General features: G+C 65.3%; 26 protein-coding genes. 17 read left to right on the forward strand and 9 right to left on the reverse strand.

Going from position 1 to position 23,149, the window contains the following annotated elements:
• The first annotated feature begins 13 nt into the window (after window positions 1-13).
• The 6 genes from arfB (at window position 14) to VQ044_RS02935 (ending at window position 3,453) form a co-directional block, all read left to right on the forward strand.
• Window positions 14-448, forward strand: a complete 435-nt coding sequence (gene arfB / locus VQ044_RS02910) for an alternative ribosome rescue aminoacyl-tRNA hydrolase ArfB (protein ID WP_327645156.1) — start codon at window positions 14-16, stop codon at window positions 446-448.
• A gap of 130 nt (window positions 449-578) precedes the next feature.
• Window positions 579-1,007 carry a GFA family protein gene (locus VQ044_RS02915; RefSeq protein WP_327645157.1) on the forward strand — a complete coding sequence of 143 codons (429 nt, stop codon included), beginning with the start codon at window positions 579-581 and terminating at the stop codon, window positions 1,005-1,007.
• Between the two features lie 231 nt (window positions 1,008-1,238).
• On the forward strand, window positions 1,239-1,808 hold the full coding sequence (locus VQ044_RS02920; RefSeq protein ID WP_327645158.1) for a fasciclin domain-containing protein: 570 nt from the start codon (window positions 1,239-1,241) through the stop codon (window positions 1,806-1,808).
• Window positions 1,809-2,000: 192 nt separating this feature from the next.
• Window positions 2,001-2,507 (forward strand): peptide-methionine (R)-S-oxide reductase MsrB, encoded by a 507-nt coding sequence (gene msrB / locus VQ044_RS02925; protein ID WP_327623607.1) that lies wholly within the window; start codon window positions 2,001-2,003, stop codon window positions 2,505-2,507.
• A gap of 221 nt (window positions 2,508-2,728) precedes the next feature.
• Complete coding sequence (locus VQ044_RS02930) at window positions 2,729-3,163, forward strand: Hsp20 family protein (protein WP_327645159.1); 435 nt, start codon at window positions 2,729-2,731, stop codon at window positions 3,161-3,163.
• 35 nt (window positions 3,164-3,198) lie between these two features.
• Window positions 3,199-3,453 (forward strand): DUF1150 domain-containing protein, encoded by a 255-nt coding sequence (locus VQ044_RS02935; RefSeq protein ID WP_327623609.1) that lies wholly within the window; start codon window positions 3,199-3,201, stop codon window positions 3,451-3,453.
• Between the two features lie 79 nt (window positions 3,454-3,532).
• Here the strand turns inward: VQ044_RS02935 and ptsN are convergent, their stop codons facing one another.
• The 6 genes from ptsN to lptC form a co-directional block, all read right to left on the reverse strand.
• On the reverse strand, window positions 3,533-3,997 hold the full coding sequence (ptsN, locus tag VQ044_RS02940) for a PTS IIA-like nitrogen regulatory protein PtsN (protein ID WP_327623610.1): 465 nt from the start codon (window positions 3,995-3,997) through the stop codon (window positions 3,533-3,535).
• Window positions 3,998-4,056: 59 nt separating this feature from the next.
• Window positions 4,057-4,629, reverse strand: coding sequence for a ribosome hibernation-promoting factor, HPF/YfiA family (hpf, locus tag VQ044_RS02945; protein WP_327645160.1), 573 nt, complete (start codon window positions 4,627-4,629; stop codon window positions 4,057-4,059).
• 256 nt (window positions 4,630-4,885) lie between these two features.
• Window positions 4,886-6,397, reverse strand: coding sequence for an RNA polymerase factor sigma-54 (gene rpoN, locus VQ044_RS02950; protein WP_327645162.1), 1,512 nt, complete (start codon window positions 6,395-6,397; stop codon window positions 4,886-4,888).
• Window positions 6,398-6,573: 176 nt separating this feature from the next.
• The gene (gene lptB, locus VQ044_RS02955) at window positions 6,574-7,323 is read right to left on the reverse strand and encodes an LPS export ABC transporter ATP-binding protein (protein ID WP_327623651.1); all 750 of its coding nucleotides are present in this window, start codon (window positions 7,321-7,323) and stop codon (window positions 6,574-6,576) included.
• A gap of 127 nt (window positions 7,324-7,450) precedes the next feature.
• Window positions 7,451-8,050 (reverse strand): lipopolysaccharide transport periplasmic protein LptA, encoded by a 600-nt coding sequence (gene lptA, locus VQ044_RS02960; protein WP_327645163.1) that lies wholly within the window; start codon window positions 8,048-8,050, stop codon window positions 7,451-7,453.
• Window positions 8,051-8,053: 3 nt separating this feature from the next.
• Entirely contained in the window at window positions 8,054-8,692 is a 639-nt protein-coding gene (gene lptC / locus VQ044_RS02965; RefSeq protein ID WP_327645164.1) for an LPS export ABC transporter periplasmic protein LptC, read from the reverse strand.
• Window positions 8,693-8,988: 296 nt separating this feature from the next.
• On the opposite strand from lptC, the gene sppA reads away from it, so the two are divergent.
• The 3 genes from sppA (at window position 8,989) to VQ044_RS02980 (ending at window position 10,869) form a co-directional block, all read left to right on the forward strand.
• Window positions 8,989-9,972: a signal peptide peptidase SppA gene (sppA, locus tag VQ044_RS02970; protein ID WP_327645165.1), complete on the forward strand. Its 984-nt coding sequence runs from the start codon at window positions 8,989-8,991 to the stop codon at window positions 9,970-9,972.
• A gap of 99 nt (window positions 9,973-10,071) precedes the next feature.
• Complete coding sequence (locus VQ044_RS02975) at window positions 10,072-10,353, forward strand: integration host factor subunit beta (protein ID WP_327623615.1); 282 nt, start codon at window positions 10,072-10,074, stop codon at window positions 10,351-10,353.
• Window positions 10,354-10,485: 132 nt separating this feature from the next.
• On the forward strand, window positions 10,486-10,869 hold the full coding sequence (locus tag VQ044_RS02980; RefSeq protein ID WP_327623616.1) for a LapA family protein: 384 nt from the start codon (window positions 10,486-10,488) through the stop codon (window positions 10,867-10,869).
• A 140-nt stretch (window positions 10,870-11,009) separates the two neighbouring features.
• Here the strand turns inward: VQ044_RS02980 and VQ044_RS02985 are convergent, their stop codons facing one another.
• A complete protein-coding gene (locus VQ044_RS02985; protein ID WP_327645166.1) occupies window positions 11,010-11,486 on the reverse strand; it encodes an SRPBCC family protein in 477 nt (158 codons plus the stop codon).
• 143 nt (window positions 11,487-11,629) lie between these two features.
• Between VQ044_RS02985 and VQ044_RS02990 the strand changes: the two genes are divergently transcribed.
• From VQ044_RS02990 to VQ044_RS03010, 5 genes are all read left to right on the forward strand, one after another.
• Complete coding sequence (locus VQ044_RS02990) at window positions 11,630-12,733, forward strand: class I SAM-dependent methyltransferase (RefSeq protein WP_327645167.1); 1,104 nt, start codon at window positions 11,630-11,632, stop codon at window positions 12,731-12,733.
• A complete protein-coding gene (locus VQ044_RS02995) occupies window positions 12,726-13,604 on the forward strand; it encodes a TrmH family RNA methyltransferase (RefSeq protein ID WP_327645168.1) in 879 nt (292 codons plus the stop codon). Before VQ044_RS02990 ends, VQ044_RS02995 begins: the two co-directional genes overlap by 8 nt.
• Window positions 13,601-14,104, forward strand: a complete 504-nt coding sequence (gene lspA, locus VQ044_RS03000; protein ID WP_442872849.1) for a signal peptidase II — start codon at window positions 13,601-13,603, stop codon at window positions 14,102-14,104. The genes VQ044_RS02995 and lspA overlap by 4 nt, the downstream gene beginning before the upstream one ends.
• 48 nt (window positions 14,105-14,152) lie before the next feature.
• Window positions 14,153-15,145 (forward strand): acrylyl-CoA reductase (NADPH), encoded by a 993-nt coding sequence (acuI, locus tag VQ044_RS03005; protein WP_327645170.1) that lies wholly within the window; start codon window positions 14,153-14,155, stop codon window positions 15,143-15,145.
• Window positions 15,146-15,272: 127 nt separating this feature from the next.
• Window positions 15,273-16,199, forward strand: coding sequence for a GNAT family N-acetyltransferase (locus VQ044_RS03010; RefSeq protein WP_442872850.1), 927 nt, complete (start codon window positions 15,273-15,275; stop codon window positions 16,197-16,199).
• Window positions 16,200-16,218: 19 nt separating this feature from the next.
• Here the strand turns inward: VQ044_RS03010 and VQ044_RS03015 are convergent, their stop codons facing one another.
• Both VQ044_RS03015 and VQ044_RS03020 read right to left on the reverse strand, forming a co-directional pair.
• Entirely contained in the window at window positions 16,219-16,500 is a 282-nt protein-coding gene (locus VQ044_RS03015) for a hypothetical protein (protein ID WP_327623622.1), read from the reverse strand.
• A 151-nt stretch (window positions 16,501-16,651) separates the two neighbouring features.
• Entirely contained in the window at window positions 16,652-18,958 is a 2,307-nt protein-coding gene (locus tag VQ044_RS03020; RefSeq protein WP_327623623.1) for an NADP-dependent malic enzyme, read from the reverse strand.
• A gap of 122 nt (window positions 18,959-19,080) precedes the next feature.
• Here VQ044_RS03020 and mutS point away from each other — a divergent pair, with 122 nt between their 5' ends.
• The 3 genes from mutS to VQ044_RS03035 all read left to right on the forward strand — a co-directional run bounded on the left by mutS (window position 19,081) and on the right by VQ044_RS03035 (window position 23,105).
• Window positions 19,081-21,780 (forward strand): DNA mismatch repair protein MutS, encoded by a 2,700-nt coding sequence (gene mutS, locus VQ044_RS03025; RefSeq protein ID WP_327645171.1) that lies wholly within the window; start codon window positions 19,081-19,083, stop codon window positions 21,778-21,780.
• Window positions 21,781-22,077: 297 nt separating this feature from the next.
• Window positions 22,078-22,452 (forward strand): hypothetical protein, encoded by a 375-nt coding sequence (locus VQ044_RS03030; RefSeq protein WP_327645172.1) that lies wholly within the window; start codon window positions 22,078-22,080, stop codon window positions 22,450-22,452.
• A gap of 350 nt (window positions 22,453-22,802) precedes the next feature.
• A complete protein-coding gene (locus tag VQ044_RS03035; RefSeq protein ID WP_327645173.1) occupies window positions 22,803-23,105 on the forward strand; it encodes a hypothetical protein in 303 nt (100 codons plus the stop codon).
• Window positions 23,106-23,149 lie beyond the last annotated feature (44 nt).

Consider the following 23,149-nt stretch of genomic DNA (forward strand, 5'->3'; position numbering starts at 1 on the left):
AAGGGCGAGGCAAATGGCGGGGGAGAACGATCTCAAGATCAACGATCGGGTGACGATTCCCGACGCCGATCTCGAGGAGCAATTCATCCGCGCCGGCGGCCCGGGCGGCCAGAACGTCAACAAGGTCTCGACGGCGGTGCAGCTCCGGTTCCTCGGGAGTCAGTCCACTGCGCTGCATCCCGATGCGCATCGCCGGCTGCTGCGGCTGGCCGGTCAGCGGGCGACCAAGGATGGGAATGTCCTCATCGAGGCCTCGCGCTTTCGCAGTCAGGAGCGCAACCGCGAGGACGCCAGGGAGCGGCTGGCCGAGCTCGTCCGTGAGGCGCTGAAGCCGCCGCCGCCGCCGCGCCGCAAGACCAGGCCGACCAAAGGCTCGATCGAGCGCCGGCTGAAAGCCAAGAAGGGCCGTTCCCAGACCAAGCGGATGCGCGGGAGCGTGGATGATTGAGGTCGGGTGCCGGTCATCCGGTTGAATGGTACGGCGCGCAAACGTCCGCCGCCTTTTCAAGTTGCGGGAAAGGAGTAAGCTGGCGACCTTCTAGAACGAGCGCGGCGTCCATACCACAAAGGGGATCGATATGCCCGAACGACACAAAGGGATATGTTTCTGTGGCGCCGTGGAAATAGAAGTGAAAGGCGAGCCGGAGGCCATGGGTTACTGCCATTGCGGGTCCTGCCGGTCATGGTCTGCTGGACCGGTTAACGCATTCACCTTGTGGAAGCCGGAAAATGTGAGCGTCACGAAGGGGGCAGAGTTTATCGGCCGGTTTCAGAAGACGGAGAAAAGCGACCGTCAATTCTGCACGAAATGCGGCGGCCATATCATGACCGACCATCCGACCTTTGGCTTGACCGATGTCTATGCCGCGACGATCCCGAGCGTCGCTTTTGTCCCCGGCGTCCACGTGAACTATTCCGAGACGGTCCTGCCAATGAAGGACGGCTTGCCCAAGTTGAAGGACTTCCCAGCCGAACTGGGTGGCACGGGCGTGGCTGTCCCCGAATAGGATTGGGCCAGAAAAAGCCCGATAGGATACCGGCTGATATGTCCGCCGGGGCGCGCGGGCGTGTGCGGCGAGCTTCACCAAGCGCGGGCCCGTGTCGGATGCTCAGCCTCCTTCCCTCCTGACGATTACGTGATCGCGAAAAGTGAAGCCGGTTGCGGCCGGCTTCGTATCTCCCGCATCCTCCCAAGTCGGGACGGAACGTTTCACCAACGAAACAGGGAGACTTCCAACATGATCAAGACTCTGATCCGCACCACCGCCATCGCCTCGCTCATCGCCGTCGGCACCGTGGGCGTCACCTCGGCCAGCTTCGCCCAGGACATGCCGATGGTCGGCGGCGCGCCGATGGACCCGGCCAATACCATCCCGGAAAATGCCTCGGCCGCCGACAATCTCACGACGCTGGTCGCGGCGGTAAAGGCCGCCGGTCTCGTCGAGACGCTCGCCGGCGAGGGACCATTCACGGTCTTCGCGCCGACCAACGAAGCCTTCGAGAAGCTTCCCGACGGCACGGTCGAGACGCTGCTGAAGCCGGAAAACAAGGATCAGCTCACCAAGATCCTGACCTATCATGTGGTCCCGGCGGCGGCGACGTCCCAGGCGGCCATGCAGATGATCAAGGACGATGGCGGCAAGCATAACGTCACCACCGTTTCGGGCGGCACGCTGACGCTGCAGATGGACGGCGACAAGCTGGTCGTCATCGACGAATCCGGCAATGCCGCGACGGTCACCCAGGCCGACGTCATGCAGGCAAACGGCGTCGTGCATGTGATCGATAGCGTGCTGATGCCGAAATAAGGCTCGGTCCCGATCACGGCGGGCTGATGTCGCTCCTGCCGATGTGATCGCCCCGGCGCCCTTCGTGAATGGCGCGGGGGCCTCAGTGCCCCTATTGTCGCGACGATCAGCTGCCGCGTCGCGACGTGGCAACTACCCGTGCGGCCGGGGAGGTGACGGCGAATGCCGCCTCGTCGAACCAGGGAGACCATCATGATGAGACGCAATTTTCTGCTGAGCACGGCGGCGATGGCCGCGACGGCCATCGGCGGCGGTCTGTTTTTCGGCTCGCGCGCGAAAAGCCGCGAAGCGGCGTTTCCGGTGTCGCTGACCCCGGACGAGTGGCGCGCCAAGCTGACGCCGGAACAGTTTGCCGTTCTACGTGAGGAATCGACCGAGCGCCCCTTCACCAGCCCGCTCAACGACAACAAGCAGGCGGGCGTCTATGCCTGCGCCGGATGCGATACGCCGGCATATTCCTCGGCGAACAAGTATGATTCCAAGACCGGTTGGCCGAGCTTTTGGGCGCCGCTGTCGGCGTCGGCGATCGGCACCAGGACGGACTACGCGCTGATCTATCCGCGAACCGAAGTCCACTGCGCCACCTGCGGCGGGCATTTCGGCCATATCTTCGACGATGGTCCGGCGCCGACTGGCAAGCGGCATTGCCTGAACGGCGTGGCGCTAGCCTTCAAGCCGGGCGCGACCACCGCCTCCTGACCCGACGGGCAGGTTCGACTGGACAAGCCAACGGCGGCCCGGCTCGGGTCGCCGTTTTCCGTTTGGCAAGGAAACGGTGCCAGTATCGTGACATCCACGGCACCAGCGCGATGGATTGAATGGCCGGACAGGCGACGCCATATGGAGAAGTGAAAGCCGGAGAAGGTGCCGCTAAAGGGCCATCTCCCAGAAAGTCGCTTCTTGAAGGACTTGGCAGACCGATGAGCCGTATGACGCCGTTTTCCAGCCCGCTTCTGCTTGGCTTCGACAGTGTCGAAAAGACCCTTGAGCGGATTGTTAAGGCTGGCGACGGCTACCCGCCCTATAATATCGAACGTATCCGGCCTGGCAAGGACGGTAAGATATGCGACGACCTGATCCGCATTACCCTTGCGGTCGCCGGTTTCAGGCCGGAGGAGTTGGAGGTCACGACCGAAGAGAACCAGCTTTTGATCCGCGGTCGCCAGAGCGACGAGACCGAGCGCGAATATCTGCATCGCGGCATCGCCGCGCGGCAGTTCCAGAAGTGCTTCCTGCTCGCGGACGGTATGCGGATCATCGGAGCGCGGTTGAAGAACGGGCTTTTGTTCATCGATCTGGCAAAGCCGGAGCCTGAGCGAATCGTTAAGAAGATCGAGATCGCGGTCGCCGACTGACCGAGTATCGCGTAGCCTTTAAAGGAGACGGTGCCATGACCGAACACCAGATTTCGACTGTCAGCGAGACCGATCTTGCCGCCATCGGCGAGGGCCATGTCGCGTATCTGCGCCAGATGACGTCGGACGAGATGCGGGCGAGATTCCCCGCCGCGCAATCGATCCGCCCCGGTCTCAATCTCTGGGCCTTGTTCTCGGCCGACGGCACGCCGCTGGCGGTGTCCGACGACCGCGGCAGCATCCTGGCGAGCGCCAACGAAAACGAGTTGGAGACGGTCAGCCTCCACTGACGGCGACCGACCACGACGACAGACCAAGGCGACCATGCCGGACCGGCGTGGTCGCCTTTTTCGTGGGAGATGGAGAAAATCAGGCGGCGTTCTGTGCCGAGGCGCTGGTCATCAGCGCGTAGAGCGAACCGGCATCGCGAGCGTCGCGGATATTGGCGACGGTATCCCGGTTGCGCAATAGCCGCGCGACCTTGGACAGCGCCTTGAGATGGTCGGCACCCGACCCCTCCGGCGCGAGCAGCAGGAAGACGAGGTCGACCGGCTGGTCGTCGAGCGCGTCGAAATCCACCGGACGCGTCAACCGCGCGAAAACACCGACGATGTGATCGAGCGCCTGAAGCTTGCCATGCGGGATGGCGATGCCGTTGCCGACGCCAGTCGAGCCGAGCTTTTCGCGCTGCAGGATGGTCTCGAACACCTCGCGCTCGGGCAGCCCCGTCAGCGACGCTGCTTTCTCGGCGAGTTCCTGAAGTACCTGTTTCTTCGATGTGGCCCGCAAGGCGGGCAGAATCGCCGCGGGTTCGATGAGCGTCTCGAAATCCATCGCTGAGGTGCCTCTTGCTGCGGAGCGCGTCAACCTGGGCCTTGAACCTTGCGCGGCGCTCAAGCGTCGCCAGCGTAGGTCGATGGATCCACCCAGCCGTAATTGCCGTCGGGCCGCCGGAAGACGATGTTGAGATCCCCGGATTTGGCATTGCGGAAGACAACGACCGGACCGTCCTGCCGGTCGAGTTCCATCACCGCGCCGGCGACCGAGTGAGTTCCGACCTTCAGCGTGGTTTCGGCGATGATCGCCGGCGAGAAGTCCTCGGGAATTTCTTCCTCTTCATCCGGGATCGCCGCCATGACGGAGTAGGCCATGTCGCGGCCGTTGACGTGTGGGCGGTGATCCTTGAGCCGACGCTTGTAGCGCCTGAGACGCTTCTCGATGCGCTCGGCGGCGTCGGCAAAGCTGGACTCTGGATCGTGCGCCTCACCGGCGGCCTGGAAAACCACGCCGGTGTCGAGGTGCAAGGTGCAATCGGACGAGTAGCGGGCGGCGTTTTTCGAGATCACGACGGTGCCGGAGAAATTGCCGTCAAAATATTTGTCGACGGCTTCGCTCAGCCGTTCCTCGATCCGCGTCCGGAACGCCTCGCCGACGTCCATGTGCTTTCCCGATACACGAAGGCTCATGCTTGAAAGCTCCTGTGAGATGACCGTTTCGGCCTCTGGTGCCGGTCAAGTGAAACGCGCCGGGCGGGCGTTGGATGCCGTTTGGTCCGCAATTTTCACGCGGCGACGGTGCCGGATCGCGCGGATCCGACCGAATTCACGAAGTGGCGCCTTCTAGGGATGAACGCCAAGACTGTCAACGCGGGGATCATGGCCCATCCCCCTTTCCGCAAAAGCCCGAGCATCTCTCTGGTCTGCGCTACCCCGTGGTCCCTCGTCAAGAGGCCAGCCGCCGCGCGTTCATCTCGCGCCGACGCTGGATCGACGACGGAATGCCGAGCGCCTCGCGGTATTTCGCGACGGTTCGCCGCGCCAGATCGACGCCTTCCTTGTGAAGGATGGCGGCAATGTCGTCGTCGGACATGACCTTGCCGGGACTTTCGGCGTCGACCAGCGCCCTGATTCGATGTTTGACCGTCTCGGCCGAATGGGCATCGCCACCATGCGCCGAGGCGATTGCCACGGTGAAGAAGAAGCGCATCTCGAACGTGCCGCGTGGCGTCGCGATGAATTTTGACGCGGTGACCCGACTGACGGTCGATTCATGCATTCCAATCGCTTCGGCGACCGCCATCAGCGTCATCGGCTTCAGCCCCTTAATTCCATGGGTCAAAAACCCGTCCTGGCGGCGCACGATCTCGCTCGCGACCTTGACGATCGTCTTGGCCCGCTGGTCGAGCGAGCGCACCAGCCAGTTGGCCGATTGCTGGCATTCGCCGATGAAGGCGCGATCGTCGTCCGAGAGGCAGCCGCCGCGCACGGTGCGCAGATAGGCGTTGTCGACGAGCACACGCGGCAACGCGTCCGGGTTGAGTTCGACCCGCCAGCCGCCATCCGGCGCTTCGGTGACGATGACGTCGGGAATGAGGGTCTCGAAACCCTCATGATCGAAGGCGTGTCCGGGCTTGGGATCGAGGCCGCGGATCTCGGCGAAGATATCCATCAGACCGGCATCGTCCTCGCCGGTGAGGCGCCTAAGCGCGGCGAAGTCGCGCCGGGCAAGCAGATCGAGATGGGCGAGAACGGTCCGCATGACCGGGTCGAACCGGCCCTGGCGTTGCAGCTGGAGCATCAGGCATTCGGCAAGATCGCGTGCGAACAGCCCGGGCGGCGTCGCTTCGCGCTGAAGGATCACGAGCGCCGCTTCGACGTCGGTCACCGCAACGCCGAGATCGGCGGCGAAACTCTCCGGGGTGATCCGCAAATAGCCGCACTCGTCGAGAAGCTCGATCATCGCCTCGCCGATCTTGCGCTCCAGGCCGGGCGCCAGCGCGTCGGCGACTTCACCGCGCGCGTGGGCGTGAAGGGACGGGCGGTTGTCCGCCAGGTCGTCGATGCCGAAATCGGAACCGGTCCCGATCAGGCGCGTCTCGCCGCGCAGGCTCGGGCCGGATTGCGCTGGCCTGTCGTCGCCGGCGTCATCGCGTCCTGAAAAGCCGCTCTCGAAGGCCGCGCCATCGCTCGCGGCGCCGGTCAAGCCGCCATGCTCCGGATCCTCGCCGGCGGCCTTGTCCGTATCGGCCGGATGGCCGTCCGGGCTCTCGGGCGCGGGCTCGTCCGACGCGGCCGTATCGGCTTCCGCGATCAACGGATTGCGCTCCATCTCGGTCTCGACGAAGGCTTTCAGTTCGAGATGGCTGTATTGGAGCAGGCGAATCGATTGCAGCAGCTGGGGCGTCATCACCAGCGATTGCGTCTGCCGCAAGTGCAGTTTGGCGGAAAGAGCCATGAGACGCCGATATACTCACCTAGGTATGGGCTGCTGCCATGGCGCGATGTCCCAGCACCGCGCACGCGCCGCCCGGCACTTGCCCGCGAAAGCTGGACGGGCGGCAACCCTTGCCGCCTCATCAAAGCGGGTCGTCGCGTTCTTTGTCAATCGCCGCGTGGCGGCGCTGTCGCGGCTCAGAAGCTGAATTCGTTGCCGAGATAGAAGCGGCGCACATCGGCGTTGTCGACGATCTCCTGAGGCCGACCGTGCGTCAGGACGGCGCCGGCGTGCATGATATAGGCGCGGTCGATCAGCCCCAGCGTCTCGCGGACGTTGTGATCGGTGATCAGCACGCCGATACCGCGCTTGGTCAGGTGCCGGACCAGCCCCTGAATGTCCGAGACGGCGATGGGGTCGACACCGGCGAAGGGTTCGTCGAGCAGCATGAAGGTCGGCTTGGAGGCAAGCGCGCGCGCGATCTCGCAGCGTCGGCGCTCGCCGCCGGAGAGCGAGGTCGAGGCCTGCTTGCGCAAATGACTGATGTTGAATTCCTCGAGCAGCGCAGTGAGCTCGCGCTCGCGGACTGCGCGATCGGGCTCGACCACCTCCAGAACGGCGCGAATATTGTCCTCTACCGACAGGCCGCGGAAGATCGAGGCCTCTTGGGGAAGATAGCCGATCCCCAGCCGTGAGCGCCGATACATCGGGACGCTGGTGATGTCGTGGCCGTCGAGGACGATGCGGCCGGCGTCGACGGGAACGAGCCCGGTGATCATGTAGAAGCAGGTCGTCTTGCCGGCGCCGTTCGGGCCGAGCAGGCCAACGGCTTCGCCGCGGCGCACGCCGAGCCGCACGTCGTCGACGACGCGCCTGCCGCGGTAGGTCTTGGTCAGCCCCGTGGCATAGAGCGTCCCGACGGCGTCGTCGGGACGATCCTGACCCACCCCTTCTGGACCGGAAACGGCGTCGCCCTCGGCGGGCGAGCGGCGCCGAATCTGTGCCGACGTCCCGGATTCGGCGGTCGTTTGAAACTTCACGCGTTCGACCTCAATGGCTCTACCAATCGCTGCTCTACTGGTCCGGTGTCAGCATCATTCGTACCCGGCCGCCACTGCCGCCACTGTCGCCATCACCGCAATTCGTGCTTTCGAGGCGGGCGAGACCCGTCTGCATCTGGATTGTCAGCCGACAGCCCTCGGCGACGTTCTGGCCCTGCGACAGGACGACGTTTCCGGTCATCACAACCACTTCGCTTTTCATATCGAAGGTCGCCTTTTCGGCGGTCGCGACCTGATCGGCGGATTTCACATAGACCTTCTCGCTCGCCTCCAGGCGCTCGATCTGGCTGGAACCGCCCGGAAGCGCGCTGGTGCCCGTTTTTCCGCCGGACGCTCCCTCCTGCGCCTTGGTATAGGAAACCACAAGCTTGCCGGTCCTCAGTTCCGTCTCGCCCTGCGAGACCTGGACATTGCCGGTGAAGGTGGCGACCGCCTTGTTGTCATCGACGTCGAGCTGGTTCGACTCGATCGAGATCGGTTGGTCGCCATTGATCTGGAGGCCGGTGAAGCTCTCGCCGAGCCCTTGCTGCGCCGACGCGGATGCGGCGACGATCAGGCCAGCGAAAAGGGCGGCATACAGGGGCACCGCGCGGCCGAATTTTAACGATCGCATATCTTACTCGTTTCTCGAGGCTTGTTCTTGACTACCGGAGGATTGGCCCGGGTTGAGAACCATTTTAACGCGCCCGCCAAAGGAAAGGACCTTGCCTCCCTCCGATACGGTGAGTGTGTCCGAGCGAATGGTCTGGGCCGGCGTATCGATCGCGACGGGTCCCTCGCCCTCGAGGGTCCCTTCGCCAAGATCGATGTCGGCCGCCGCCAGATTGATCGAGATGCCGCTCGTCGTCTCGACGGTGATCCCGTCGCGGAGCTGCAATCTCTGGTTGGTTTGATCGTAATTGCCGGATTCCGCCGTGATGTCGGCGGTGGTATCGTCATCGACGGAGACTGTGGCCTTCACCTTTTCCAGATCGACACCGCCGCCGTTCAGTGACTGGATGGCGCGCTCGGCGACCAGATCGTAGGGCCGATTGCTGCTGTCGAGCCCCGACATGCGTGGCGCCTGCATCACCACCCGGCCGTCAGAGATCGAGGTGTCGGCGACGGAAACGTTGTCCGGCAGGCTGCGGGCCAGCCAGGTCACCGCGACCCCGAAGGCGACGATCAGCGCCGCGGCCACCGGCAGGCCGATCTTCAACACCCGAACGAGGCGCGAGTGCCGTCGTGCCCGCGCGAATTCCCGCGCGGTCCGCATGCTCGCTCCGTGCCCGGCCGGCGTCGCCGGCGAGGCCGTCAGCCTGGCTGCGCGCCTTCCGGTTGGGTTCGTGTCCACCGTCAATCGGGTCCTCTCCGTCCTGGCTCGGTCCATCGACGCCCGCGATGCGCCTTGTCCAGACTTACGGCGATCCGACAGCAATACGGGCTTTTTGCGTCGAAGCCAAAAACTTGCCGTAAATTCTTAACCTGAGGGAATGAACGTTTCGTGTGGCTTCACAGGACGCGCGGTTCCGGCTAACCCTCGCCGCAACGCGCAATCCTATGGAGCCGTCCATGTCCGCAACCGCCGAGGACCTGATCGATCGCCGTCGGCTGCGCCGCAAGCTGAGCTTCTGGCGCGTGGCGGCGGTGGTCGTCGTGGCGCTCGCCGCCCTCGCCGCCGCCGTTTTCTCCGGTTTTGACGGCGCCGCCACGTTTTCGTCGCGCGATCAGATCGCCAGAGTGGCGATCGAGGGCCTGATTACCGAAGACCTTGACCTTCTCGACCTTCTCGAAAAGGTCAAGGACGACGACGCGGTCAAGGCCGTGGTACTGCGGATCGATTCGCCGGGTGGAACGACCGTGGGCGGCGAGGCGCTCTACGAAGCGGTGCGCGCCATCGCCGCCGTCAAGCCGGTGGCCGCCGAGGTCGGAACGCTCGCCGCCTCGGCCGGCTACATGATCGCTTCCGGCGCCGATCACATCGTCGCCCGGCGAACCTCCATGGTCGGCTCCATCGGGGTGATCTTCCAATATGTCGATGCGTCCAAGCTGCTCGACACCATCGGCGTCGAGGTCAACGCGATCAAATCCTCCCCGATGAAGGCCGAGCCCTCGCCCTTCGCGCCCGCGCCGGAGGAGGCCAAGGCGATGATCCGCCGCCTGATCATGGACACCTACGAATGGTTCGTCGCGCTGGTCGCCGAACGGCGCGACATGAGTCTGTCCGAGGCGCGCGCGCTCGCCGACGGCTCGATCTTCACCGGCAGCCAGGGGCTCGAGCGCAAGCTGGTCGATGCGCTGGGCGGCGAAGCCGAGGTGCGGCGCTGGCTGGAGGATGATCGCGGTGTGACGAAGGGGCTCAAAATTGTCGAGCGGGAACCCGAGACCGAAGGCTATGCGTCGCTTTTTACCGCCGCCAGGGCGATTCTCTTCGGCGCCTTCGGCCTAGATCCTCGCGTCGCCTCGCTCGAAACCGCCCTTTTGCGCAAGGTCGGCCACCTTGACGGCATGGTGTCGCTCTGGCAGCCTTTGGATGGGCGCGCGCCACTGCGGTGAAGTCGTGGAAATATTTGACGTTTCTCATTGCAAAACGGGACGCGCTGAGAGTTCGGCGGTCGGAAGCGACCGGGCCGGACACCAAGAGGGGAAAATCGCTTGATTAAGTCGGAACTCGTGCAGGCGATCGCCAGCCGCAACCCGCATCTCTACCAGCGCGACGTCGAGACGATCGTTAAGGCGATCTTCGACGAGATCACCGAGGCGCTGTGCGAGTCGAACCGGGTCGAACTGCGCGGTTTCGGAGCGTTCTCGGTGAAGAATCGCCCGCCCCGATCGGGCCGCAATCCGCGCACCGGCGAAGCGGTCGAGGTCGAGGAGAAATGGGTCCCGTTCTTCAAAGCCGGCAAGGAATTGCGCGAGCGCCTGAACGAGGAGTGAGGCAGGCGTCGACCGCGATACCCGTCAGAATGATTGACGCATCCGGTTTGGCGCCCATTTTCAAACGATGACAAAGCCCGCGGATGCCGGTGCAGGGGCGCCGCAGCCGACAGAGGTCCGAGGCGTAGGCGCATGATTTCGAAAATACTTTCATTGCTCATTCTGGTTCCCCTGGCCATCGTGCTGGTCGTCTTCAGCGTGGCCAACCGCGAGGCGATCCCGGTTTCGCTCGATCCGATCGGCTCGATGCCGCAGCTCGCCTTCGAGGCGCCGCTGTTCATTCTTTTGATGGGGTCGGTGATCATCGGCGTCGTGCTGGGCGGGATCGGCACCTGGCTGACTCAGGCGCATTACCGGCGCAAGTCCTGGAAGCGCAAATACGAGGTGGAAAAGCTGCGGCGTGAAACCGAGGAGAACAAGGCGAAACTTCGCCAGCTCCAGGAAGAACGTGACCGCGCCTCCTACGGGCAGGCCGCCTCCAATTCGACGGCACTGGCGACCTCACGGGCGGCGTAATAGGAGCGGCGTCATACCAAACCTGCGGGTATGGGTGACCGAGCCGGCCCTACGTCGCACTCTCGTCAAAAGGCCCGCCATGCAGCGGGCCTTTGCGTTCCAGATAGTCCGCGATCCCTCGCCGAGGCGCTGGCCGCGCCTCAGACGGATTCGGTCGTGCCTTCGGCCGCGGCCGTGCCGCCTGAGACCGTCTCTGCAAAACAATCGAAGAACTGTCCTGCGAGCTTCTTGGCGGTCGAATCGATGAGCCGTCCGCCCAGCTGGGCAATCTTGCCGCCGACCTGGGCCTTGACGTCGTAAGTGAGGATGGTGTCCGCGCCGTCCTCGGCCAAGTGTACGTCGGCGCCACCTTTGGCGAAGCCGGCGATACCGCCCTTGCCCTCGCCGACGATGGAATAGCTCTCCGGCGCGTTGATATTCTCCAGACGGACCTCGCCCGAGAATTTTGCCTTGACCGGGCCGACCTTGGTGACGACCGTCGCGGCCATCTCGTTCTCGCCCGTCATTTCCAGGCTCTGGCAGCCGGGGATGCAGGCGCGAAGAACGTCCGGGTCGTTGAGCGCGGCCCAGACCTTTTCACGTGGCGCCGACAGTCGATATTCGCCCTTCAGATCCATGTTGATCCTCCCTGTTTGGCGGGCGCGAGTTCTGGCGCCCGCAATATGTTGCTCGCGACTTGCTGCACGTTTTTGGTCGCTTTGCCAAGCCGCCAAGGAACCGCTAAGGAGCGCTCTGAACCACAGTAGCAGGGAGTTTCGCCTTGGCGCGAACGCGGCGGCCGAACCACAAGACGGCCACGAAACCGGCTCGGACGGTGTCCCGCAAGCATGAGGCGGACCGGCCGGAGCGCGCGCGCCCGGGCGGCGACGAACAGCGCGGGGGCGGCCGACCCGGCCGACCGGTGGAGCCATCGACGCGGCTGACGCTATCCGAGCGAGTGGGCGCGCGTCCGAGCGAAGAGGGGCCGCTGATCCTCACCGTGGAGCCGACGGAAGATTACGCGCTGATCGATTCGGGCGGCGGCGAGAAGCTGGAGCGCTATGGCCCGCTGCTGGTTCGTCGGCCGGAAAACCAAGCGATCTGGCGGCCGCGGCTGAAGCCGGATGAGTGGCAGAGGGCCGACTCTGTCTTTACCGGCGACACCGACGAGGAGGGCACCGGCCGCTGGCGCTTTCCCCATGCGCCGCTCGGCGAGACCTGGCCGCTCGTTCATGACGGGTTGTCCTATCAGGGCCGGTTCACCTCCTTCCGTCATGTCGGCGTGTTTCCCGAGCAGGCGGCGCACTGGGCCTATGCCGAGGCCGCGATCCGCGCCGCCAGCCAACGGGGAAACAACCCGGTGCGCGTGCTCAATCTCTTCGGCTACACCGGCATCGCCTCGCTCATCGCCGCCCGCGCCGGGGCCGAGGTCACTCATGTCGACGCCTCCAAGAAGGCGGTTGGCTGGGCGCGGGAGAACCAGGAGATGGCCGGGCTCGGCGCGCGTCCGATCCGCTGGATCTGCGAGGACGCGATCCGCTATGTGGAGCGCGAGGTCAAACGCGGCAGCCGCTATGACGCGATCCTGCTCGACCCGCCGAAATTCGGCCGGGGCCCGAAAGGCGAAGTCTGGCAGCTCTTCGACGATCTGCCCTATCTTCTGGGTCTCGTCCGTGAACTTCTGTCGGATCGTCCGCTGTTCGTGATCCTCACCGCCTATTCGATCCGCGCGTCGTTTTACGCCCTGTCGGCGCTCATGGGCGAGAGCTTTCGCGGGCTCGGCGGCAACCTGCAATCGGGCGAACTCGTTATCCGCGAGGCCGGCGACGAACCGCGCCTCCTGTCGACGTCCCTCTTCTCGCGCTGGAGCGCCGACCATGTCTGATCGTCCACCACCGGCCTCGGGCGCCGAACCCCGGCCCCACTTCGCGCCGACGCGCGCCCCCGGCCGGGTCAAGGAGGTGTCGAGCATCTCCAATCCGATCATCAAGGATATTCGCGCGCTGGCGCAGAAGCGGCATCGCGACGAGACCGGTTTGTTCCTCGCCGAAGGCCTGAAGCTGGTGATCGACGCGCTCGACGCGGGCTGGGAAATCCAGACCCTGATCGTCGCCAAGGCCGAGATCGGCCAGGAACTGCTGGCGAAAACGGCGGCGCGGACCGTGTCGCTCGGCGCCGACCTCGTCGAGGCGAGCGCCAAGGTGCTGGAAGCCATCACCCGCCGCGACAATCCCCAGAACACCGTCGGCGTCTTCCGCCGCCGGCTGACGCCGCTCGCCAAGCTCGATGTGACCGGTAACAACGTCGTGGTGGCGCTGGACCGGGTCCGCGATCCGGGCAATCTCGGCACCGTGCTGCGCACCGCGGACGCGGCCGGCGCCTCCGGCGTCGTGTTGATCGGCGAGACCGTCGACCCGTTCTCGCTGGAAACCGTCCGCGCGACGATGGGCTCGATCTTCTCGGTTCCGCTGGCGCGGGCGGGCGAGGCGGAATTCCTGGAATGGCGCAAGCGCTTCAAGGGCCTGGTCGCGGGCGCCCACATGGCGGGAGCGATCGACTACCGCAAACCCGATTACGGCGCCGGGGCGACGGTGCTGTTGATGGGCAACGAGCAGGCCGGCCTGACCGACCGGCTCACGGAGGCTTGCGACGTCCTGGTGCGGATTCCGCAGGCGGGGCGCGCCGACAGTTTGAATCTCGCGGTCGCCACCGGCGTGATGCTGTTCGAAGTGCGCCGGGGAGCGCTCAGCCTGTGATGCGCGCGTTCATCGGTTTCAACGTCATTCTCGTCGCAGTCGCGGTCATTGCCGACCAGGCGATCAAGGCGCTCGTCGTCGCCACGATGGATCTGGGCGAAGCGATCGAGGTCTTGCCCTTCCTCGCGCTTTATCACGCCCGCAACACCGGCATCGCCTTTTCGATGTTCGCGGGGTTCGGCGATGTCGGGCTGTCGCTTCTGTCCGGGCTCGTTCTGGCGGTGGTCCTTTATCTCTGGGTGAAGACGCCACCCGAGCGACGTCTCCTCCATCTCGGTCTGGCGATCATCGTCGGTGGCGCGATCGGCAACCTCATCGATCGGGTCCGGCTCGGCTATGTCGTCGATTACATTTATTTCCATACGCCGGTCTGGGATTTCGCCGTTTTCAACCTGGCCGACGCCTTCATCACCGTGGGCGCGGTCGTGATCCTCGTCGAGGAGTTCATTCTGGCGCCGCGGCGCGGGACGGTCGCCAAGGTCGGTGAACCCCGCGATTGACATCGCCGGTCCCCGCCCTCAGTCGAATATCAGAACGGGAGTGATGCAATGAGCGAGACGTTTCGGGCGATCCTGGTATCGCGGGACGAGCAGAAGAAGCAGTCGGTGAATGTCGTGGAGATGGCGCCGGACGATCTGATGGAAGGCGACGTCGACGTCGCCGTCGAGGCGACGACGGTCAATTACAAGGACGGCCTCGCCATCACCGGAAAGGCGCCGGTCGTGCGCCGTTGGCCGCTGATCCCCGGCATCGATCTGGCCGGAATCGTGATCCGCTCTACCCACGCCGACTGGAAGGAGGGCGACAAGGTCGTGCTCAACGGCTGGGGCGTCGGCGAGACCCATTACGGCGCCTATGCCGGCCGCGCCCGACTGAACGGCGACTGGCTGGTGCCGCTGCCCGAGCGCTTTTCGCCGAAGGATGCGATGGCGATCGGCACCGCCGGTTACACGGCGATGCTGTGCGTGCTGGCGCTGGAGAAGGCCGGAATGGGGCCGGATCGTGGGCCGGTGGTCGTCACCGGCGCTTCCGGCGGGGTCGGCTCGGTCGCGACGGCGATCCTGTCGAAGCTCGGCTGGCATGTCATCGCGTCCACTGGCCGGCCGGACGAAGCCGGCTGGCTGACCGATCTCGGCGCTGCCGAAATCATCGATCGCGCCGAACTCTCCGAGCCGGGCAAACCGATGGCCAAGGAGCGCTGGGCCGCAGGCGTCGACGCCGTCGGCAGTCACACCCTGGCGAACGTCCTGGCGGCGACTTCCTATGGCGGCGCCGTCGCATGTTGCGGGCTTGCGCAAGGCATGGACCTTCCGGCCTCGGTCGCCCCGTTCATTCTGCGCGGCGTCTCGCTGCTCGGCATCGATTCGGTGATGGCGCCGAAACCGCGGCGGCTGGAGGCGTGGCGCCGGCTGTCGACTGATCTCGAACCGGAAAAGCTGCGGTCGATCGCGACGGAAATCACCTTCGACGGCATTCTCGATGCCGCCAAGGACATCGTCGAGGGCAAGATCCGCGGCCGCGTCGTCGTCGACATGACGTGAACCGACCCGCGTCCGGGACGTTGTTCGTCGCGGCCACTTGAGTGATAGTGGCGGCGGTACGGTCACAAATTCTTCGCTGTCGATCGCTATGGCACTGCAGCGCGGAGTTGGCCGGACGGAGGATGCGATGATCGGACAGGGCACGAGGCAGGCGCCACTGATCGGCGCGGGATTGACGGCACCGGATCCTGGCGCCGCCGGTCTGGCTACGGTTCCCGCGAGGTTGCGCCACCTGACCCGGCGGTTCGATCCGATGTCGCCCGTTCTCGGGCGGATCGGGCAGCTCGAGGTCCGCCTGGCGCGCCGGCCGGCCGAGGTCAGGGCGTCGCAGAAGCTGCGCTATCACGTCTTCTACGAGGAAATGAGCGCCCAGCCGTCAAAGTTGCAGAAAATGACCCGCCGGGACCGGGACGGCTACGACCGCTATTGCGACCACCTTCTGGTTCTCGATCACAGCCGCGGCGGCGCGATCCCGAACCGCATCGTCGGCACCTACCGGCTGTTGCGCGGCGAGATGGCCATTCTGGCCGGCGGCTTCTACACCGCCCAGGAATTCGACATCGCGCCGATGCTTGCCAGGCATGAAGGCACCCGGTTCCTCGAACTCGGGCGTTCCTGTGTGCTCAAGGAATATCGCGGCAAGCGCACTGTCGAACTGCTCTGGCAGGGGATCTGGAGCTACGTGCTCGGCCACGACGTTGACGTGTTGTTCGGCTGCGCCTCGCTGGCGGGCACCGATCCCGAGGCGCTGGCCGTGCCGCTCGCCTTTTTGAGACAGAACGCGCCAGCGCCGGCGGAATGGCGGGTGCGTGCCCATGCCAAGGTCGGAGTTTTCCCCCCCGACTCCGCTGACGCGGTCGATGCGCGCAGGGCGCTCGCGGCGCTGCCGCCGCTGCTCAAGGGTTATTTGCGGCTGGGCGGCTATATCGGCGAAGGCGCGGTCGTCGACCATCAGTTCGGCACGACCGACGTTCTCGTCGTGCTGCCACGGGCCAACATCAACCCGCGCTATATTGGTCACTACGGCGCTGACGCCAGCCGCTTCGCCGCCTGAAGGGCGCGCGTGGCCTAATCTACTGGCCGATCCGCACGATGCTGCGGGTCTTCAAATCGACCAGCACCGGTTCGCCATTGTAGTAGAAATAGGCGAGCGTGGAATTGCCGTCGACCTGTTGCAGCGCAATCGTATCCGGCACGGAATCGCCGAGTTGCGGCGCCGTCGGCAATCGTGCGTTGTCGCTCGGATGTTCAGCGGCGTATTGCAGGACGATGACATTCTCGTCGCCGCCTTGACCGGCCGCCAGACTGGTCAGCGCGAGTGTCGACAGGGCGAGGATAAGGGCGGTTCTCAGCATGGGGAACTTTCTCGGGCGATCGTCCGCCTCGAGCGAAGGCGGCAGCTTGTCGATATTGGCACAGCACCGATGAACGGAAGCTGACGAACCTGACATGGTTCCTCGCGGTCGCGACGGCAATGTCGCGATCGCCATTACATCTGTTCGCGCGTTAATCGATGGCCTCATAGGCGGCAATGGCCGCCATGTTGACGAGCTCGGAATCCTTGGCTCCCAGCGCGACGATCTGCACCGGCTTTTCCAGCCCGACCAGCAGCGGCCCGACGACGGTCGAGCCGCCCAGTTCCTGCAGCATCTTGGTGGCGATCGAGGCGGAATGAAAGGCCGGCATCACCAGGACGTTGGCAGGGCCTGAAAGCCGGCAGAACGGGTACTGCTCCATGATCTCGGCGTTGAGCGCCACGTCGGCGTTCATTTCGCCGTCATACTCGAAATCGACGTTCAGCCCATCGAGGATGCGGACCGCCTCCTGCACCTTCTGCGCCCGCTCCCCCGGCGGGTTGCCGAAGGTCGAGTAGGCCAGCATGGCGACGCGGGGCTCGTAGCCGAGCTTGCGGGCCATCGCCGCCGCCTCGATCGCGATGTCGGCGAGTTCCTGCGCGTTCGGCATGTCATGCACCGCGGTGTCGGCGACCAGAACTGTCCGGCCCCGACACAGCACGACCGAGACGCCGATCATCGTGTGGCCCGGCTTGACGTCGAGCACCCGGCCGACGTCCTGCAGAACCGTCTGGTAGTTGCGTGTAACGCCCGACACCATGGCGTCGGCGTCGCCCATGGCGACCATGGCGCTGGCGAAGAGATTGCGGTCGTTGCGCATCATCCGGACGCAGTCGCGGTGAAGGTAGCCCTTTCGCTGGAGGCGGGAGTAGAGCAGCTGGGTATAGTCGTCGACCCGGTTGGAAAGCCGCGCATTGACCAGCTCGAGGCCGGGACGGTCGAGATCGATGCCGGCCTCGCGCGCGGTCTCGCGCATCTCCGCATCGCGCCCGAGCAGAATGGCGGTGCCCAGATTCTGGTTCACATAGGCGACGGCCGCCCGCATCACCTGCGGCTCCTCACCCTCGGCGAAGACCACGCGCTTGGGATCGCGCCGCACGCCGTCGAAGATGCGCTGCAGCGTCGAGGCGATCGGGTCGCGCCGCGAGCGCAGCTCTCTGTCATAGGCGTCGAAATCGGTGATCGCGCGGCGCGCGACGCCGGTGTCCATCGCCGCCTTGGCCACCGCCCGCGGGATCGCCGAGATCAGGCGGGGATCGAACGGGACCGGGATGATGTAGTCCGGGCCGAATTGCGGGCGCTGGCCACGATAGGCCGCGACCACGTCGTCGGGCACGTCCTCGCGGGCGAGAGCGGCAAGCGCTTCGGCGGCGGCGACCTTCATCGCCTCGTTGATTGTCGTCGCGCGCACGTCCAGCGCGCCGCGGAAGATATAGGGAAAGCCGAGGACGTTGTTGACCTGGTTGGGATAGTCCGAACGCCCGGTCGCCATGATCGCGTCGGTGCGGATGTCCGCCACTTCCTCCGGCGTGATCTCCGGATCGGGGTTGGCCATCGCGAAGATGATCGGATTCTTCGCCATCGAAGCGATCATGTCGGGGGTGAACGCGCCCTTGGCCGACAGACCGAAAACGACATCGGCGCCGTCCATGGCGTCAGCCAGGGTCCGCCGGTCGGTGTCGACGGCGTGGGCGGACTTCCATTGGTTCATGCCGGCCTCGCGCCCGCGATAGATGACCCCCTTGGTATCGCAGACGATGACGTTCTCCGGCGAAAAGCCCATCGCCTTCATGAGGTCGATACAGGCGATCGAGGCGGCGCCGGCGCCGTTGACGACCAGTTTGGTCGAGGCGAGATCGCGGCCGGTAAGATGGAGTGCGTTGATCAGCCCCGCGATGGCGATGATCGCCGTGCCGTGCTGGTCGTCGTGGAACACCGGAATGTCCATCGCCGCGCGCAGCCGCTCCTCGATGATGAAGCAGTCGGGCGCCTTGATGTCCTCCAGATTGATGCCGCCGAAGGACGGGCCGAGCAGGCGCACGCAATTGACGAATTCGTCGACATTCTCGGTGTCGATCTCCAGGTCGATGGAATCGACGTCGGCGAAGCGCTTGAACAGCACGGCCTTGCCCTCCATCACCGGCTTGGAGGCCAGCGCGCCGAGATTGCCGAGGCCGAGAATCGCCGTGCCGTTGGAGATGACGGCCACCATGTTGCCGCGCGCGGTGTAGTCGAACGCCTTGTCCGGGTCTTCCGCGATGGCGCGCACCGGCACGGCGACGCCGGGCGAATAGGCGAGCGACAGGTCGCGCTGGGTCGCCATCGGTTTGGTCGCGTTGATCTCCAGCTTGCCCGGCCGCCCGGAGGAATGAAAATCCAGTGCCTCGGCGTCGGAGACGGACGGCTTGCGGTGACCTGTCGTGCGCTGATCCATGCTTCCCCCTGCAATTGTCTTCATCTCCCCTTCCATCGCGATAGCCACGCAGCTAAGCGGAGGGGAGCTTGTATGGTTGGCCGCGTTCGTCGGCGTTCCGCACGACCGGGCGGCCCCAGTTTGAACGAAAGAGACCGATCCGCGCAATGACGGCCGACAAGGACGCCGCCCCGACGCCGATGATGGCGCAATATATCGAGATCAAGGCGGCCAATCCGGACTGCCTGCTGTTCTATCGCATGGGCGATTTCTACGAGCTGTTCTTCGATGATGCGGCCGAGGCGTCGCGAACGCTTGGCATCGCCTTGACGAAGCGGGGCAGGCATCTCGGCGAGGACATCCCGATGGCCGGCGTGCCGGTGGTCTCGGCCGACGACTATCTGCAGAAGCTGATCGCCTTCGGCCATCGGGTCGCGGTCTGCGAGCAGATCGAGGACCCTGCCGAAGCGCGCAAGCGTGGCGCCAAATCGGTGGTGAAGCGCGACGTGGTTCGCCTGGTGACGCCGGGGACGATCACCGAGGAGGCGCTGCTCGAGCCAGGGCGTCCGAATTATCTGATGGCGCTGGCGCGATTGGGAGGCTCCGGCCCAAATGCGGCCTTCGCCCTGGCCTGGACGGATCTGTCGACCGGCACCTTCCGCCTCGCGGAAACCGACATCGGGCGCTTGGCTACCGACATCGCCGCGATCGAGCCGAGCGAAATCGTCGTCGCCGAGCCGGTCTTCCATGACGAGACGCTACAGCCACTGTTGCGCCGGTATGGCCGTGCCGCGCGGCCCGAGCCGCAGGCGCTGTTCGACGGCGCGACCGCCGAGGAGCGGGTCTGCCGCTTCTACGGTGTGGCGACGCTGTCCGGTTTCGGTGGTTTCTCGCGGGTCGAACTCGCCGCCGCGGCCGCGCTGATCGCCTATCTCGGCAAGACCCAGATGGCGGCGCGCCCCGCCCTGCAGCGGCCCGAGCGGGTGGTCGCCGGCTCGCTCATGCAGATCGATCCGGCGACCCGCGCCTCGCTGGAATTGACCCGGACAATGTCGGGCAAGCGGCAGGGCAGCCTGCTGTCGACCATCGACCGGACCGTGACCGGTGCGGGCGCCCGGCTTTTAGCCGGTCGGCTCGCCGCCCCGCTGACCGACCCGGCGGCGATCCGGGCTCGGCAGGCGTCGGTCGGCACTTTCGTCGAGGATATGCCGAACCGCCAGCGCTTGCGCGCGGCGCTCACCGGCCTGCCGGACACCGAGCGGGCGCTGTCGCGGTTGTCGCTCGGCCGTGGCGGTCCGCGCGACCTCGCGGCGATCCGCGACGGCCTGGAGGCGAGCTTCGCCATCGCCGCTGCCGCCGATGTCGAGCTGCCAGACGAACTGCGCCATGCGGTCACGGCGCTCGCCGCGTTGCCGCAATCCTTGCATGAGGCGCTGTCGGATACGCTCGCCGAGGCGATGCCGCTCCTCAAGCGCGACGGCGGCTTCGTCCGCGACGGCGCGATACCGGCGCTGGACGAGGCGCGGACGCTACGCGAGAATTCCCGGCGTGTGATCGCCGAGTTGCAGGGCCGCTACGCCGCCGAGACCGGGGCGCGGAATCTGCGCATCAAGCACAACAACGTGCTCGGCTATTTCGTCGAGGTCGGCGAGGCGCAGGCCAAGGCGCTGGCCGGCGAGGACGGCGAAACGCGCTTCATCCATCGCCAGACCATGGCGTCGGCGATGCGGTTCACCACCACCGAACTCGGCGAGTTGGAAACGAGGATCGCCGGCGCCGCGGCCGAAGCGCTCAAGATCGAGTTCGAGGCCTTCGAGCGCCTGGTCGCCGCCGTCGGCGGGGCGGCGGAGGCGCTGCAGCGTGGCGCCGAGGCGCTGGCGGTGCTCGATGTGTCCACCGCCCTGGCCGAACTCGCCGTCGCCGAGGAGTGGACGCCGCCGCTTGTCGACGACAGCCTTGCTTTCATCGTGGAGGACGGCCGCCACCCGGTGGTCGAAGCAGCGCTGAAGGCGGGGTCGGGCGAGCCGTTCGTTTCCAACGACTGCGACCTGTCGCCACCTGGGGCCGGGCAGGAGGGGGCAGGATCGATTTGGCTGCTCACCGGCCCGAACATGGGCGGCAAATCCACCTTTCTGCGCCAGAACGCCCTGATCGCTGTTCTGGCACAGATGGGTTCCTACGTGCCGGCGGCGCGGGCGCATGTGGGGGTCGTCGATCGCCTGTTCAGCCGGGTCGGCGCTTCGGATGACCTCGCCGAGGGCCGCTCGACCTTCATGGTTGAGATGGTCGAAACCGCCGCGATCCTCAATCAGGCGGGCGAGCGGGCGCTGGTCATCCTCGACGAGATCGGCCGGGGCACGGCGACCTATGATGGGTTGTCGATCGCCTTTGCCGCGGTCGAGCACCTGCATGAGGTCAATCGCTGCCGGGCACTCTTCGCAACCCATTTCCACGAGATGACCGCGCTGGCCGCGCGGCTTTCCCGCATGCGCAACGCGACCATGCGGGTGAAGGAGTGGGAGGGCGAGGTGATCTTCCTGCATGAGGTCACGGCCGGTGTCGCCGACCGGTCCTATGGAATTCAGGTCGCCAAGCTGGCTGGGCTTCCGCCCAAGGCGGTCGAACGCGCCCGGCAGGTGCTGGCCGAACTCGAACGCGGCGAGCAGGGCGAGAAGCGGACCGCCTTCGTCGACGACCTGCCGCTATTCTCGGCGGTCGCACGGCGCGCCGAAACCCATCCTCACGAGCCTGAGCCAGACCACGCGCTTCGCGATGCGCTCGCTGCGCTTGATCCCGACAGCCTGTCGCCGCGCGATGCGCTCGAAGCGCTTTACCGGTTGAGCGCGCTCGCTCGCCCTTCACGCTGACACGCGCCAGCCCGATCCCGTCTGACGGGTGACGGTGCGCATCCGCCAGAATGCGATCCGCGCTGTTCCCTCGGCGCAACGACCGGGCAAGTAGTTCGCATCACATTTTGTTGAATTTATAGCCGGCTAAAAACTACGGAACCGGGAAGGCGGGCGACCGTTTGGCAATGGACGAGATTAACGATCTCTAAACGGGCGGTAGCAGAGACCTAAGCATTCTGTCGCCGCAAGTATGAAAGGTTTTACACTATGAAGAATGCATCTATTTTTTCCGCTGCTATCATCGGCGCCTCAATCTTGACCGTTTCTGCATACGCTCAGGACGCCGCGCCGAAAATTCCGGGGTCGGAGACCATCATCGAGGAGAACGAGGCGGCGACTCGCGATGCGGTTGCTGACAACCCCGGTGCGGCGACCGGTGCGGCCGAAGCGGACGCGACCACCGAGACACTGGTCCCGGGCAGCGAGGCTCAGATCCAGCTGAACGAAGCTACTGAGCGCGACGCGGTTGCAGCCGGTACGAAAGCCGAGACCACCGGGGAGACGGCTGCCGACGGCACGCTCCTCGTCCCGGGTTCGGGCGCGACGATGAGCACGTCGGAAGCCGAGGCCAAGGTGACCACGACCGAGGATGTGCTGCAGGACGAGGCTTCGACCGACGCCGTGAAGTAACCGGGAATCGCTGCGTAGCCCAAAACGGCCACGCGCGCATGTGAGAAAGGGTCGTCCTGACGGGCGGCCCTTTTTTTATGGCCGGGTGGGCGCCGCCGGGGCCATCGATCGCGGCCCCGAGAAGAAATTCCAAACTGCACCCCGCAATGGATTATGTCGATTGTCCACAAATCCACGTCTCACGGAGCGATCACTTCGTTTTGACACGGTAATTTCGGACGGACTGTTCAACAGATATGTATTTCATCCCGATAGATCATCATTAGCTGGTGTTCACCGGCGACGGCGGCCCAAGCAATCCAATGCAACCGGGCCACCTCGCCCCAAAACGAAATAAATGGAATTATGATATGAAGAACATCCTCGCTATTTCCGTCGCTGTTGCCGCTCTTGCCGGTGTTCTGCCTGCCGCGGCCCAGTCGCTCGTGCCGGGCTCCGACTTCTACATCCAGCAGCAGCAGGAAGCGCAGCGCCAGTCCGTCGTCGACGGCTCCGTCTCCCTCGCGCCGTCGGCGTCTGGCAACGCGCGCGCCTTCGGCTACGTATCCGAGCGTTCCGCGCCGTCCGTGGACGCGCGTTCGGTCATCGTTCCAGGTTCGGACTTCGAGCTTCGTCAGGCGGACGAGTTCGAGCGCCGACAGGTTCGCCGCTAATCCGGAAAATGCGATTGCTGCACCCGCGTGCAGCGTCCGGGCCA

Source organism: Aurantimonas sp. C2-5-R2 (assembly GCF_036549495.1).
In the GTDB taxonomy this organism is placed as follows: domain Bacteria; phylum Pseudomonadota; class Alphaproteobacteria; order Rhizobiales; family Rhizobiaceae; genus Aurantimonas; species Aurantimonas coralicida_A.